The sequence below is a fragment of the Lactobacillus sp. genome (genome assembly GCF_051873315.1).
Classification (GTDB): Bacteria; Bacillota; Bacilli; order Lactobacillales; family Lactobacillaceae; genus Lactobacillus.
In genome coordinates, this window is sequence record NZ_JBJEES010000030.1 from 1 (window position 1) to 12,768 (window position 12,768).

General features: G+C 49.0%; 14 protein-coding genes. 11 read left to right on the plus strand and 3 right to left on the minus strand.

Annotated elements, in window-relative coordinates:
- Positions 1-6: 6 nt before the first annotated feature.
- The gene (locus ACI32D_RS01360) at positions 7-771 is read right to left on the minus strand and encodes a DUF1129 family protein (protein ID WP_439774871.1); all 765 of its coding nucleotides are present in this window, start codon (positions 769-771) and stop codon (positions 7-9) included.
- Between the two features lie 331 nt (positions 772-1,102).
- Between ACI32D_RS01360 and ACI32D_RS01365 the strand changes: the two genes are divergently transcribed.
- From ACI32D_RS01365 to ACI32D_RS01415, 11 genes are all read left to right on the plus strand, one after another.
- Positions 1,103-1,591, plus strand: coding sequence for a PTS sugar transporter subunit IIA (locus tag ACI32D_RS01365; RefSeq protein WP_439774872.1), 489 nt, complete (start codon positions 1,103-1,105; stop codon positions 1,589-1,591).
- Positions 1,592-1,621: 30 nt separating this feature from the next.
- Entirely contained in the window at positions 1,622-1,936 is a 315-nt protein-coding gene (locus tag ACI32D_RS01370) for a PTS fructose transporter subunit IIB (RefSeq protein WP_439774873.1), read from the plus strand.
- A 51-nt stretch (positions 1,937-1,987) separates the two neighbouring features.
- Positions 1,988-3,409: a PTS transporter subunit IIC gene (locus ACI32D_RS01375; RefSeq protein ID WP_439774874.1), complete on the plus strand. Its 1,422-nt coding sequence runs from the start codon at positions 1,988-1,990 to the stop codon at positions 3,407-3,409.
- A 30-nt stretch (positions 3,410-3,439) separates the two neighbouring features.
- Positions 3,440-3,706 (plus strand): hypothetical protein, encoded by a 267-nt coding sequence (locus tag ACI32D_RS01380; RefSeq protein ID WP_439774875.1) that lies wholly within the window; start codon positions 3,440-3,442, stop codon positions 3,704-3,706.
- A gap of 39 nt (positions 3,707-3,745) precedes the next feature.
- Entirely contained in the window at positions 3,746-4,738 is a 993-nt protein-coding gene (locus ACI32D_RS01385; protein WP_439774876.1) for a tagatose 1,6-diphosphate aldolase, read from the plus strand.
- Between the two features lie 229 nt (positions 4,739-4,967).
- A complete protein-coding gene (locus ACI32D_RS01390; RefSeq protein ID WP_439774877.1) occupies positions 4,968-5,900 on the plus strand; it encodes a hexose kinase in 933 nt (310 codons plus the stop codon).
- Positions 5,901-5,912: 12 nt separating this feature from the next.
- Positions 5,913-6,785 (plus strand): aldose 1-epimerase family protein, encoded by an 873-nt coding sequence (locus ACI32D_RS01395; protein ID WP_439774878.1) that lies wholly within the window; start codon positions 5,913-5,915, stop codon positions 6,783-6,785.
- A gap of 246 nt (positions 6,786-7,031) precedes the next feature.
- Entirely contained in the window at positions 7,032-7,799 is a 768-nt protein-coding gene (locus ACI32D_RS01400) for a DeoR/GlpR family DNA-binding transcription regulator (RefSeq protein ID WP_439774879.1), read from the plus strand.
- An 18-nt stretch (positions 7,800-7,817) separates the two neighbouring features.
- Positions 7,818-8,246 carry a galactose-6-phosphate isomerase subunit LacA gene (lacA, locus tag ACI32D_RS01405; RefSeq protein WP_003615881.1) on the plus strand — a complete coding sequence of 143 codons (429 nt, stop codon included), beginning with the start codon at positions 7,818-7,820 and terminating at the stop codon, positions 8,244-8,246.
- 19 nt (positions 8,247-8,265) lie between these two features.
- Positions 8,266-8,841, plus strand: coding sequence for a galactose-6-phosphate isomerase subunit LacB (gene lacB / locus ACI32D_RS01410; protein WP_439774880.1), 576 nt, complete (start codon positions 8,266-8,268; stop codon positions 8,839-8,841).
- Positions 8,834-9,508 carry a DUF4867 family protein gene (locus ACI32D_RS01415; protein ID WP_439774881.1) on the plus strand — a complete coding sequence of 225 codons (675 nt, stop codon included), beginning with the start codon at positions 8,834-8,836 and terminating at the stop codon, positions 9,506-9,508. Before lacB ends, ACI32D_RS01415 begins: the two co-directional genes overlap by 8 nt.
- A gap of 89 nt (positions 9,509-9,597) precedes the next feature.
- Here the strand turns inward: ACI32D_RS01415 and ACI32D_RS01420 are convergent, their stop codons facing one another.
- Together ACI32D_RS01420 and pepV are read right to left on the minus strand one after the other, a co-directional pair.
- Positions 9,598-10,995 carry an amino acid permease gene (locus tag ACI32D_RS01420; protein WP_439774882.1) on the minus strand — a complete coding sequence of 466 codons (1,398 nt, stop codon included), beginning with the start codon at positions 10,993-10,995 and terminating at the stop codon, positions 9,598-9,600.
- Positions 10,996-11,228: 233 nt separating this feature from the next.
- Positions 11,229-12,641, minus strand: coding sequence for a dipeptidase PepV (gene pepV / locus ACI32D_RS01425; protein WP_439774883.1), 1,413 nt, complete (start codon positions 12,639-12,641; stop codon positions 11,229-11,231).
- Between the last annotated feature and the right edge of the window lie 127 nt (positions 12,642-12,768).

The following is a 12,768-nucleotide window of genomic DNA, read 5'->3' on the forward strand; positions in this document are numbered from 1 at the left end:
AACTAATTACTGCTTAGCTTGCTTTCTTCTCTCTTCAAAAAAGATATGGTTGATCTTAAAGTGCCGCATTAAGAGGACCAAGGTTACGATTGCGCTAGCGGCGACAATGAAACATAACGGAGCTGGCAGGGCAGGGTTGACAGTTTTTAAAACTGGCAAGCGCAGGAGCCAGATAATAGCGCCGGCCATGACCAGACTCATGATTGACCAGAGCTGCAGGTGACTGTGCTTGATTCCCGCTTTGACCAGGTCTTTATAGCGGACAACGACCCAGCCCATAAAGAGGGCGAGGACTAAAATCGTCAGCCAGCCGATCTGTCTATTTGGATCAAGCTTTCCTTTTGCGATTGACTCATAGACGCCGGCCAGGATGCTGAACATGGCCAGAAAGGCCAGGCAGACGACAAAGAAGTATGGCCACTTGCTCTCTGCCTTGTTCTCTTCTTTCGGCTGCAGCAGTTGCCGGGCCAGGTCTGTTGGAGCCAGGTCAAAGAGTCGGCGGGCAGTTTGCCCTTCTTCCTGGGCGATGACGATTTTGGCCAAAAGGGGAGCAGTTAAATCTTCTGCCTCTGTTTGACCAAGTTTTCCTTCGGTTATAAGTGCCTGCTTGAGACTGGTCAGGTACTTTTGATTCTTCTTGGTTAGCTTTTCCGTTAACTGTTTAGCTGGCAGTCTCTTTAACTGTTCATATTTGTTCGTTTTTTCTGCCCGTTTACGTAAGCTGTCCTGCCGGGAATTAGCAGAAAGTAGATTTTTCGTACGTGCGTTCATAGCTGCTTTTCCTCCATTCTTGTGTTTGTTGCCAATAAATAATATAGCGCTTTCTCACGATTATGCCAAAAAAAATTGCCGATTTTTGTTGCTTTTTGTTCTGTTCTTTACATTTTCAGCTTGAAATAGCTGAAAATATGTCCATATATATCTATCCAAAGCGCTATTCCACAGTGCTTTTAACAGGCATAACGAAAAAACACAAAAAAACACAAAAAGCGCTTGCACAATTGAAAACGGTCAACTATAATAATCAGTGTAATCAAACAAAAGCAAACAAAAAGTGTTCAGAATAGTTCATTGATTGTCTGTGATTGAAAGGAGTGCTGTGATGTTGACAGCGACGAAAACTGACTTGTTTGCTGATGACGCGGTGTTCATCAGTGAGCAGCTTGACAAGGAAGCCGTGATTCGCGAAGTTTACCAAAAGTTGCTCGATCGGGGCTATGTAAAAGGAGACTTCATTGCGCATATCTTGGAGCGTGAAAAGCAATACCCAACCGGGATTGACACTTCGCCGATTTCCAAGGAACTGCCAAATGTTGCCATCCCACACACGGAAGGCGAGTTCGTGAACACGCGGATGATCGTGCCGATCGAACTGGTCCACCCGGTTAAGTTTCACAACATGATCGAACCGGACAAGGAATTGGATGTTAAGTTTCTGTTCATGATCTTGAACAACGATCCGGAAGGACAGGCAAACATCTTGGCACAAATCATGGATTTCTTGAATTCGACGCCAGTTGATCAATTGAAGAAGCTCTTCAATTCCAAATCCACAGACGAAATCTATGAATTTATGATCGGACATTTTTAGGAAACAAGGTTTTATAGGAGGCTTTTAACAATGGCTAGACAAATCAAGCTTTTGGCAGCATGTGGTGCCGGGGTTAACTCATCCCACCAAATTAAGGATGCAGTTGAAGCGGAAATGAAGAAGCGCGGGCACAATGTTAAGTGTGACGCGGTCATGATCAAGGATGTCAACGAAGACTTGCTGAAGGACTACGACGCTTACTTGACGATTGCTAAGACCGACCTGGCTTTCACTCCAAAGATCCCAGTCGTTGAAGCCGGTCCAATCCTTTACCGGATTCCAGCCATGGCTCAGCCGGTCTATGATGAAGTAGAAAAGATCTGCAAGAAGATCGAAGCGGAATAAAAAGGCAAAGAGTAAAAGAGTAAAAGATTTTTGTCGGGAGGACAAAAAGAAATGAATGCGATTATTTCCTTTGCGAACGCGGTTTTTAAACCGTTGATCGACATGGGCGCGCCAACCATCATGCTGGTGGTTTTGACGGTGATTGCCCTGTGTTTCAGAGTTAAATTCAGCAAGGCGCTTGAAGGTGGTATGAAGCTGGCCATCGCCTTGACAGCCATCAGCAACGTCATGTCAATGCTGACGACGGCCTTCCAAGTGCCAATGAAGCAATTCGTTGAACACACCGGGATCCACATGGATATCCTGGACATGGGCTGGGCACCTCTGGCTACCATCACCTGGGGTTCACCTTACACCCTGTACTACCTGCTGGTTTTGATCATCTTGAACGTGGTCATGCTACTCTGGAACAAGACCAACACCTTGGACGTCGACATCTTCGACGTTTGGCACTCAGCCTTTGTCGGCCTTTTCTGCATGTACTGCGGGGCACCGCTTTGGCTGTCAACCATCTTGGTTCTCTTCATCGGGACTTTGAAGATCATCAACTCTGACTTGATGAAGCCAACCTTCAACGACCTGTTGGACGCTCCAGACACTAACCCAATGACCACGACCCACATGAACTACATGATGAACCCAATCATCATGGTCTTCGACAAGCTCTTTGACAAGGTCTTCCCATGGCTGGACAAGTTCGACTTTGACTCAGCTAAGCTGAATGAAAAGATTGGCTTCTGGGGCAGCCGCTTTGCCATCGGTGTTTACCTTGGGGTCTTCGTTTCCCTGCTGGCTGGCACCAACTTCACTACTGAAGCCGGCTGGAAGAACATGTTTACTCTGTCCTTCACTGCTGGTACCTGCATTGAATTATTCTCAGTCATTGGTTCTTGGTTCATTGCATCCGTTGAACCACTTTCCCAAGGTATCTCTACTTTCGCTACCAAGAAGTTCGAAGGCCGGACTTTCAACATTGGTTTGGACTGGCCATTCATCGCCGGCCGGTCAGAAATCTGGGCTGCATGTAACGTTTTGGCCCCAATCATGATGCTTGAAGCCATGGTTCTGCCAGGCAACAGACTGATGCCTTTAGGCGGGATCATCGGGATGGGGATCGCACCTGCCTTGCTGGTTGTCACCCGCGGCAAGATCATCCGCATGATCATCATCGGTGCCTTGGAACTGCCTGTCTTCCTGTGGGCTGGTACTTTGGTCGCTCCATTCGTCACCAACGTCGCTCACCAAGTTGGTGCTTCAATTCCTGCCCACACTTTGGTTTCCGACACGACTATGGAAGGGCCAGTTGAAAAGTTCCTGGGCTACCTGGTTGGTAACGCCTGGAGCAAGCAAGGGATGTTCATCGTCTACGCGCTTTTGGCTCTGGCTGCCTACCTGCTGCTCTTTATGTGGTACGCAAAGCAAATGAAGAAGCGCAACGCTGAATACGCTGCTGCTAAGGCAAAGAAGAATTAGTAAATAATTACTTGCTTGGAGGTTTTTGTTATGAAAAAGTCTGACTCACCAGTATCGGCTGCTGAAAAAGCTCGCCGTGACCGGGTCTTTATGTGGACTGTATTTGTGATCGTCATCAATGCCGTCAGCCTTTTGACCAAGCTGTGGGTCTTTCAAGCGGCGGCCATGATCGGTACGACCTATGCTCTTTACAAAATCGTTGTCTGGGACAACAAGAAGAACCGCTACAGCCGGAAATACTACAACTGGGCTGGACATGCTTTAGACAAAAAAGATTCAAGCAAGAAGTCCGTGTAATAAATGGAATAGTAAAAAGAAAAATAGAGGTAAAACTTAATGATTAAAATTACTGCGGATGTTGCACAGCACTTGGAAAAACTGTCAACTGCTGACGGCGTCATTTCCGCTTTGGCCATCGACCAAAGAGGGTCTTTGAAGAGAATGCTGGCTGAGGCTGCCAACAAGCCAGCCGATGAAGAAACCATCGTTGAATACAAGAAGGCAGTTTCAGAAGAACTGACCAAGTATGCCTCTGGTATTTTGACTGACCCTGAATATGGTCTGCCGGCAACCAAGGTTCGCGACAAGAATTGCGGTCTGCTGCTTTCATACGAAAAGACTGGCTACGACACCAGTGAACCAGGCAGAATGTGCGACTTGATCGAAAACCAATCTGGCCTGCGGATCAAGGAAGAAGGCGCTGACGCCATCAAGTTCCTGCTCTACTACGACCCAGACGAAGGCGAAGCTATCAACGATAAGAAGCATGCCTTTGTCGAACGTGTTGGTGCCGAAGCCAAAGCTGTTGGCTTGCCATTCTTCCTGGAACTGTTGACTTATGACGCCAACATTGCCGACAATCAAAGTCCGGAATTTGCCAAGGTCAAGGCCCACAAGGTAATCGAAGCTGAAAAGGAATTCTCCAAGCCGCGTTACGGCGTAACTGTCTTAAAGGTGGAAATTCCTTTCAACATCAAGTATGTCGAAGGCTTCAACGGTGACAACGAAGTCGTTTACAGCCAGGAAGAAGCTAAGAAATTGTTCAAGAAGCAGTCCGACGCTACTGACCTCCCATACATCTTCCTGTCTGCCGGCGTAACTTCAGAAGAATTCATCGCTGAAATCAAGCTGGCCGAAGAAGCCGGTGCCCAGTTCAACGGCGTTCTCTGCGGCCGGGCAACTTGGAAGCCATCCATCAAGATCTTCGCGGCTGAAGGCGAAGAAGCCGGCCGCAAGTGGATGCGGACCCAAGGCAAGGAAAATATCGAAAACTTGAACAAGGCTCTGACTGGTGCCAAGTCATGGCGTGACAAGCTGGAAGTTGAATAAGGCGACTCTCCCAAACTTACTTATTACAACTCCTCAATTACTCCCATATAGATTAGAACGTTGCGTTATTAATCCATGGAAAACTCTCTTCCTCTAACCATTGAGTAAATAGACACTTAACAAATTCACTTTCATCACATTAATCCGCGAATTCTCTAATAAATTCGCGGGTTTTCTTTTAAACTCCTTCATTGAAAAAATGAGCACACAACAGAAAGGAAAAGAAAAAATGATCCTAACCATCACCATGAATCCGTCAATCGACATCTCATACCCCCTGGACCATCTGCAGATCGATGACGTCAACCGGGTCAGCCAGGTCAGCAAGGTAGCCGGCGGGAAGGGGCTCAACGTCTCCAAGGTGATCAATCTGTTAAACCATGAAGTCCTGGCCACGGGGATTACCGGTGGCTACTTTGGACAATATATCGAAGACCAGCTCAAGAAATTGGAGCTTCCTTACAAGTTCTGGCACATCAACCAAGAGACCCGGAGCTGCATCGCTATTTTGCACGACGGAGGCAAGCAGACCGAAATTTTGGAAGCCGGCCCGACCTTGACAGAAGCTGACGGGGACCAGTTCCTGGACCACTTTAAGCAGCTTTTAAAGGATAGCAGCTTGGTAACCATCTCTGGTTCCTTGCCAGCGGGCCTTCCAGCTGACTACTATGCCAAGCTGATTGATCTGGCCCACCAAGCCGGTAAGAAGGTCCTCTTGGACAGTTCAGGCAAGAGCTTGGAAGCAGGCCTCTCTGCCAGCCCAGACTTGATCAAGCCAAACGAAACTGAGCTCCAGCAGCTCTTAGGGCAAAAAATCGATCTGGATGACCTGGACGCTCTTAAGGCAGCCTTGAGCCGGCCGGAATTGGCCAACATTGAATGGGTGGTTGTTTCCCTTGGAGCCCGGGGTGCCTTTGCCAAGCACGGCCAGGACTTCTATGAGGCCAGAATTCCTAAGATCAAGGTGGTCAGCCCAGTTGGGTCTGGCGACTCAACTTTGGCCGGGATGGCAGTTGCTATCGACCGGGGTGAAAAGGCAGAGGACGTCCTGCGCTGGGGGATGACGACGGGGATGCTGAACACCATGCAGGCCAAGACCGGCTGGATCGATCCAAGCCAATTTGACAAATACTACAAGCAAGTTACGGTCACTAAATATTAGGGGGCAAGCAAAATGGCTAAAGAATACGCGATCGCTAATGAGCAACTGAAAGTAAAGATTTCTTCTTTAGGCGCTGAACTGCAGAGCGTTAAGAGCAAGCAAGACGGCTATGAATACGTCTGGCAGGCAGATAGCCGCTATTGGGGCCGGCACGCCCCGCTGCTGTTTCCATTTATTGGCCGGTCAAATGATAATTCCTACCTGCTGGACGGCCAAAAATACGCGATGAAGCAGCATGGCTTTTTGCGCGATTATGAATTTAAGCTGGTCAGCTTGGAGAGTGACCAGATCGTCCTGCTCTTTGAGTCAAGTCCAGAAAGCAAGCAGGTCTATCCTTACGACTTTGCCTTCAAGGTCAAGTACCAGCTGCGGGGGAAAGAATTGCTAATCCGCTACCGGATCGACAACTTCAATGACAAGAAGATGTACTATTCTCTGGGCTTTCACCCGGCCTTCAACCTGGAAGGGGACTTGGCCGACTACCGCTTGGAATTTGCTCCAAAGCAAACCGAACTGACCTCTTTGCTGATTGATCCAGCTCCTTTTAGAAGTGGCAAGGAAGAAAAAGTTGCCCTTAAAGATGGCAACCTGCCTTTGAGCTGGCCGATGCTGGACAAGGGCTTGAAGATCTACAAGGCAGACGCGGTCAGCCGCGTTAAGCTGGCCAGCGGCCACCAGCACGCTGTTTCTTTGGATATCAGCGACTTCCCTTACCTGGCCGTCTGGAGTCCGGAAGAGAAGCAGGCGCCTTTTGTCTGCATTGAGCCTTTCCGCGGCCTGCCAGACCGCTATGGCCAGCCGGTTGAACTGAGCGAAAAGGATGGGGAGCAGTGGCTCTTCCCAGAGATGTACAACCAGATCACGACCACACTGACTTTCAATTGACCAGTTTGAATATTTTGATGATAGAACTGACAACTTTTTGTGCGAAATTATCAAAAAGTGTCAGTTTTTTTGTCTTGCTTGGTCTACAATTAAACAAGATAGTTTTGCATATTAGCGTAAAACTCAAAAGAAGTGCGCTAAAAGTGCAAAAAATTTTGTTTAAAAGTATTGAAAAAGGTGTTCACCGATGTTATATTATGTTTGTAAGCGAACACAAATTAACAAAGGTGATCAAGAGGTGGAGAAATGTTAAAAAGAGAACGTCTTGATCAAATAATGATCGCGGTTACCAAGCAAGGTTATGTTTCAGTTGCTGATCTGGCAAAGGCATTGAATGTCTCGGAAATGACCATTCGGCGGGACCTGGATGAATTGTCCAAGTCCGGCAAGGTCATCCGCCTGCACGGCGGGGTCCAGGCTATCTCATCCCAGACCCGGATCGAGCAGAATTTCCAGGAGAAAAGAGAAATCCACATCCAGGAGAAGCAGGAAATTGCCAAAGTGGCGGCAAGTCTGGTTAATGACAATGAAACCATCTATGTCGGCCCGGGAACCACGTTGGAATTTATGGTCGCTCGCTTAAATCAGGAAAATCTGCGAATCGTGACCAATTCGCTGCCGATTTTTGAAATGGCACGCAGCAATCCGCGCAACTACAAGCTGGTTTTGGTCGGCGGCTCCTACCGCCGGGTCAGCGGCAGCTTCTATGGCGCGCTTTCCAATAATGAGCTGGATTCGATGAATTACGACAAGGCCTTTGTTGGTGTCAATGGGATTAGTGATGCTGCCCTTTTGACGGCGGATATTGAAGAAGGACAAACGCAGAGCATTGGCCTTAACAATTCGCAAAAGCGGATTCTGGTGGCCGACATGTATAAGTTCAATCACCGGGACTTTTACCAGTTCTACAGCCTGTACGATATCGACGAATTGGTTACCAATGAACAGATTTCTCCTGACGTGTTGGAATATTATCGGCAATTTACATCGATACGAACGCGCATCGAGGAATAAACGAAAGGAAGCATAACAATGAAAGTTGTTATCGGCAGCGACAAAGACGGATTTAACTTGAAGGAATCAGTCAAGGACTACCTTCAAAAGCATGATTATGAAGTCCTGGATGTTACTCCAGAACCAGCGGAAGACTTTGTGGAATCAAGCCTGAAGGTGACCCACGAAGTTTTGGACAACGGTATCAAGAAGGCCGTAATGTTCGACCGCTACGGCGTAGGTTCAGCCATGGCCTCAAACAAGGTCAAGGGGATGGTAACCGCCGACGTTAACGAAGAACGGACCGCGCACATGACCGCGATGCACAACGGTGCCAAGGCAATTGCTTTGGGCAGCGGGGTAGTGGGGCCAGACCTGGCCAACACGATCGTGCAAAGATACTTGGATACTGAATACGCCGCAGGGCGTCACCAAGTTCGTTTGGACATGCTCGAAAAGATGATTTAGTTAACGGAGGCTTCAAAAAATGTTAGATAATGATCGTCCACAACCAGAATACGTTGATCCAAAAATTGACAAGCACACGGTTATCGCTTTAGGTAATGACCACATTGTTACTGCAACCAAGATGCTCATTTCCGACCACTTGAAGGATGAAGGCTACCAAGTCCTGGACATGGGGACTTACGACAACTCCCGGACCCACTACCCGATGTACGGCAAGCGGGTGGCAGAAGCTGTTGCTGACGGCCGGGCCGACCTGGGGATCGTTCTTTGCGGGACTGGGATCGGTATCTCAACTGCCGCTGACAAGAACGAAGGGATCCGGGCAGCCATGGTCGGTGACGTTACCCAAGCCATTTACGCCAGAGAAGAACTGAACGCCAATGTTTTGGGCTTCGGCGGCATCGTTTTGGGCCGGGACTTCATTTTTGACATTGTCGACGGCTACTTGAATGCTGAATACAAGCCAAGTGAAGAAAACAAGAAGCTGATCGATAAGATCGACCACATTGCCAAGCCAAATCCAGACCAAAAGGACAATGAACACTTCTTTGACGAAGAAAACAAGAAGTGGGCTCAAGGTGTCTACCATGACTAAACTGGAGGCCTTCCGCCAGGCCAATCCGGATTTGACCATTTTGGAAGCAAGTGATCCGGATTTTGCCCAATACGGAGTCAAGTATGACTATCCGCTGGATGAAATTGAGCAGGTGATGGCTCAAGTCGAAATGCCGGCTAAAGGGTCAAGCTACCTGCAAAAGATTCCGGCTTTGGAAAAGACGGAAACGATCCAGCGGATCGGCAGAGATGTGTTCGCGGGGATGCCGGTTGACGCCGGGGCCACGATCGGCCACACGGATGACTTTTCCGCTTTTGAATACCACCAGTGCTCAGAATTAAACATTATGCTTGATGATGTGCTGATGGTATTGGCCAAGCGGCAGACATTGGATCAAAGGGGAAAAATTGACCCGCAAAAAGACGGGCAGCTCTTCTACGTGCCAAAGGGCTCGATTGTTGAACTTTACAATACGACTCTTCATTACGCGCCGATCCAGATTACTAAAGCCGGCTACAAGGTGATCGTTGTCGTTCTGCACGGAACCAACCTGCCTTTGCCAGACGGCTTCAAGAGCGACAACCCGCGGGTAGTCAAGCAGGGCAAGTTCCAAGTAGTCCACCCGTCCCGGAAGGACAAGATCGCCCAAGGCTACCAAGTTGCCTTGACAGGTGACCTGCTCACTACCCGGCCGCTTGATCGATGAGCAGATAAATAGACAAATATACACTTGTAAAACCTAACTAAAAAGGCGTTGACAGTTTTTCTGTCAACGCCTTTTATTTTTATTTGACTTTAATTGCTTAAACTTGGATGGGCACTTCTGTGCTTTTCGCTGAGCCAGCACCAGCCACCAAAGAGGAGGGTCCAGCTGGCAGCCAGACTTGCCCCGAAGACATCAGCTGGAATAAAGAAGAGGCTGAAGAAGATGACCAGGAAGAAGGCGATGGTCAAAGGACTGGAGACCTTGTAGAAAGGCATCTTGAAGCCGTCAGCCATGAAGTCGCTGGATTCCCGGTACTTGCGGTGGGCCAGAAGGGCCAGAACATAAACCAGGATGTACATGTCACTCGTTGCCCCGGCTACCGTGCCGAAAACTTCAATAGCAGTGCTGGAGAAGCTCATGATTGGCGCGATCAGCATTAAGGCAACGGAGACCGCGATCCCCGCGGCTGGTACGCCGTTTGCTGAAATCTTGGCGAAGTGCTTTTTCAAAAATGACCCCTTAGGGGCTTCTTCAGCCAATTGAAAGAAGTGGCGGCCGGCGGAAAAGATGCCGGAGTTAAGAGAAGATGCTGCGGCAGTCAATACGACAAAGTTAAAGATCGAGGCTACGGCATTAAAGCCGGCAATCTTGAAGACTTGGACGAAAGGACTTGTCCCGCTGGTAATTTTTCCCCAAGGGATGACGCACATGATTACGGTTAAAGTAGCAATGTAGAAAAGAAGGATCCGGAGCAAGGTTTCGTTGACGGCCTTCTTGATGACTTTCTTCGGGTTCTTGGCTTCGCCGATGGTAATCGTCACGAACTCAATCCCGGCAAAGGAGAAGAAGACCATCGGGAAAGCCGTGAAGAAGGCGTACTTGCCTTTTGGCAAAAGGGAGAAGTTGCCGGTGAAGTTGCTGAGGCTGGCCTGGCCAACCGGTGTCTTGGCATTCGCGGCAACCATGATGATCCCGGTTACGACCAGGGAGATGATGGCGATGATTTTGATCATGGCAAACCAGAATTCAGTTTCGCCAAAAAGCTTTGCCGCCGTCAGATTAAGCAGGGTCAAGAGGCCTAAAACCGCTACTTCAATCAGCCAGGCGGGCAGGCCGGGCAGCCAGTACTGGACATAGGTTGAAACGGCCGTCAATTCCGCCATGCAAGCAAAAAGGATGCCAATCCAGTAGGTCCAGCCGGCAAAGCGGCCAGCTGCCTCGCCCAGGTATCTGCTGATGAAGGAGACGAAGGTGTGGCTGTTAGCGTCAAAATAGAACATCTCTCCTAATGCCCGCAAGAGGAAAAAGAAGAAGAGGCCCATGATGGCGTAGATAAAAATAACTGAGGGGCCAGTGGCAGAAATCGTGGTCCCGGCCCCCAAGAACAGGCCGGTCCCGATCGTGCCGCCAATGGCAATCATTTGCACGTGCCGGTTGGACAAGGAGCGGATGGTTCCGTCCGTGTTTTGAATGCTGCGGTCTTCCATAAAGCAAGTCCTTTCTGCTAAGCAAAAATTAAAATCAAATAAGAATTTATGGTTTTATAATATAAGCTTCAGCATTTTTTGTAAAGGAAAAATCGCTTAAGAAAGGGCAAAAAAAGTGGGGTGTCAAAACAAAATTAGTTTGATACCCCACTAAAGTTAAGAATATTTTGTTTTAACCAGGCTAAACTAAACAAAATTAAGTCAGCCCAGGAAATTGCCTTTTCAGCTTTTTCTTACAGATTTTCGTCCTTGGTCAATTCGTAGATGGCTTCCGCGTAGATGGCGATGGACAGGATCAAGTCGTCCAGCATCATGAATTCGTTGGCCGCGTGCATAACCATTGGGCCGTTTTCCGGCTGGGCCCCAAAGGCAACCCCGCGGTCAAAGAGGCGGCCGTAAGTCCCGCCGCCGATTACGACTTCGTGGCCCTTTTTGCCGGTCTGCTTTTCGTAGACCTTGAGCAGAGTCTGCACCATTGGGTCGCTGCCTGGCACGTAGTGCGGTTCTTCAAAGCCGTTATAAGTAACGTCCAGGATGCCGCTGAACTTGTCCATGACCTGCTTGATCATGGTGTCCGGGTCAGTCCCTTGTGGGTAGCGGACATTGTTCAAGAGGCTGGCCTTGCCGGCGTGTTCGTAGTCAAACATGGACGGGCTGCTGGCCAAGTCGCCCATCAAGTCGTCGTGGTGGAAGATGCCCAGCTTCTTGCCCTGGAAGTCTTCGTGTTCAACTTCAGCCAGGAAGTGAAGGAAGTTCTTGTCCCGGCCGGCAAAAGCGTACTGGTCTAAGAAGAGGGCCAGGAAGGTAGCTGAGTTCTTGCCGACTTGCGGAGCTGAAGCGTGGGCTCCTTGGCCGATCAATACGATGTCGGCTGAACCGTCATTAATTTCAAATGACCCGTCCAGCTCCTTGTCTGCCAAAAAGCTTTCGTAAGCCATTTTGACTGCTTCCAGGTCAGGACCGGAGATGGTTGCCCGGGTAACCTGCGGAGTCACATTAGTGGCAATCCCGGCCTTGAACTTGTCTAAGACATAGTCACCCTTAGCATTATCATTCTTGAAGCTGAATTCCAAAGTGAAGATCCCTTGTTCACCGTTGATGATCGGGTATTCAGCGTCTGGTGAGAAGACGATGTCTGGGGTCGGTTCGTGCTTCAAGTAGTAGTCGATCCCGACCCAGTTGGTTTCTTCGTTGGTCCCTAAGACGAAGTCGATCTTCTTCTTTGGCTTAAAGCCGGCTTCCTTGAGCAAAAGCATCCCGTAGTAGGCAGCCAAGCTTGGCCCCTTGTCGTCGGCGCTGCCCCGGCCATAGATCCGGCCTTCGTCGTCGATTTCCATCTTGAACGGGTCCCGATTCCAGCCTTCACCAGCTGGCACCACGTCCATGTGGCCGATGATACCCAGGCGCTTAGCGCCTTCACCGAAGTTGACCCGGCCGGCGTAGTTGGCGAAGTTTTCCGTGTCAAAGCCGTCCCGCTTGGCAAAGCTGAGGAACTTGGTCATGGCGTCAACCGGGCCCTTGCCAACTGGGTATTCTTCAGTGGCGTTTTCCAGGTCTTCGGAAGAGTCGATGGCGATCAATTCGCTCAAGTCCTTTAAGATTGCGTCCTTTTTGGCGGCCGCGAGTTCTTTGTAGTTTAATTCCATTATTTTCTCCTGTTTCAGCTGCTTTTATCAGATTAGTTACAAAAAGTAACCAAATGCTTAAGTAAAATTCTAACAATCTTCGCCAGCCCTGGCAAACAATTAGGCATGGACTTTGGCTGCGGTAAAA

Coding starts and splice junctions, on each gene's coding strand:
- ACI32D_RS01360 (WP_439774871.1), bottom strand. CDS start 771: ATGAACGCACGTACGAAAAATCTACTTTCTGCTAATTCCCGGCAGGAC.
- ACI32D_RS01365 (WP_439774872.1), top strand. CDS start 1,103: ATGTTGACAGCGACGAAAACTGACTTGTTTGCTGATGACGCGGTGTTC.
- ACI32D_RS01370 (WP_439774873.1), top strand. CDS start 1,622: ATGGCTAGACAAATCAAGCTTTTGGCAGCATGTGGTGCCGGGGTTAAC.
- ACI32D_RS01375 (WP_439774874.1), top strand. CDS start 1,988: ATGAATGCGATTATTTCCTTTGCGAACGCGGTTTTTAAACCGTTGATC.
- ACI32D_RS01380 (WP_439774875.1), top strand. CDS start 3,440: ATGAAAAAGTCTGACTCACCAGTATCGGCTGCTGAAAAAGCTCGCCGT.
- ACI32D_RS01385 (WP_439774876.1), top strand. CDS start 3,746: ATGATTAAAATTACTGCGGATGTTGCACAGCACTTGGAAAAACTGTCA.
- ACI32D_RS01390 (WP_439774877.1), top strand. CDS start 4,968: ATGATCCTAACCATCACCATGAATCCGTCAATCGACATCTCATACCCC.
- ACI32D_RS01395 (WP_439774878.1), top strand. CDS start 5,913: ATGGCTAAAGAATACGCGATCGCTAATGAGCAACTGAAAGTAAAGATT.
- ACI32D_RS01400 (WP_439774879.1), top strand. CDS start 7,032: ATGTTAAAAAGAGAACGTCTTGATCAAATAATGATCGCGGTTACCAAG.
- lacA (WP_003615881.1), top strand. CDS start 7,818: ATGAAAGTTGTTATCGGCAGCGACAAAGACGGATTTAACTTGAAGGAA.
- lacB (WP_439774880.1), top strand. CDS start 8,266: ATGTTAGATAATGATCGTCCACAACCAGAATACGTTGATCCAAAAATT.
- ACI32D_RS01415 (WP_439774881.1), top strand. CDS start 8,834: ATGACTAAACTGGAGGCCTTCCGCCAGGCCAATCCGGATTTGACCATT.
- ACI32D_RS01420 (WP_439774882.1), bottom strand. CDS start 10,995: ATGGAAGACCGCAGCATTCAAAACACGGACGGAACCATCCGCTCCTTG.
- pepV (WP_439774883.1), bottom strand. CDS start 12,641: ATGGAATTAAACTACAAAGAACTCGCGGCCGCCAAAAAGGACGCAATC.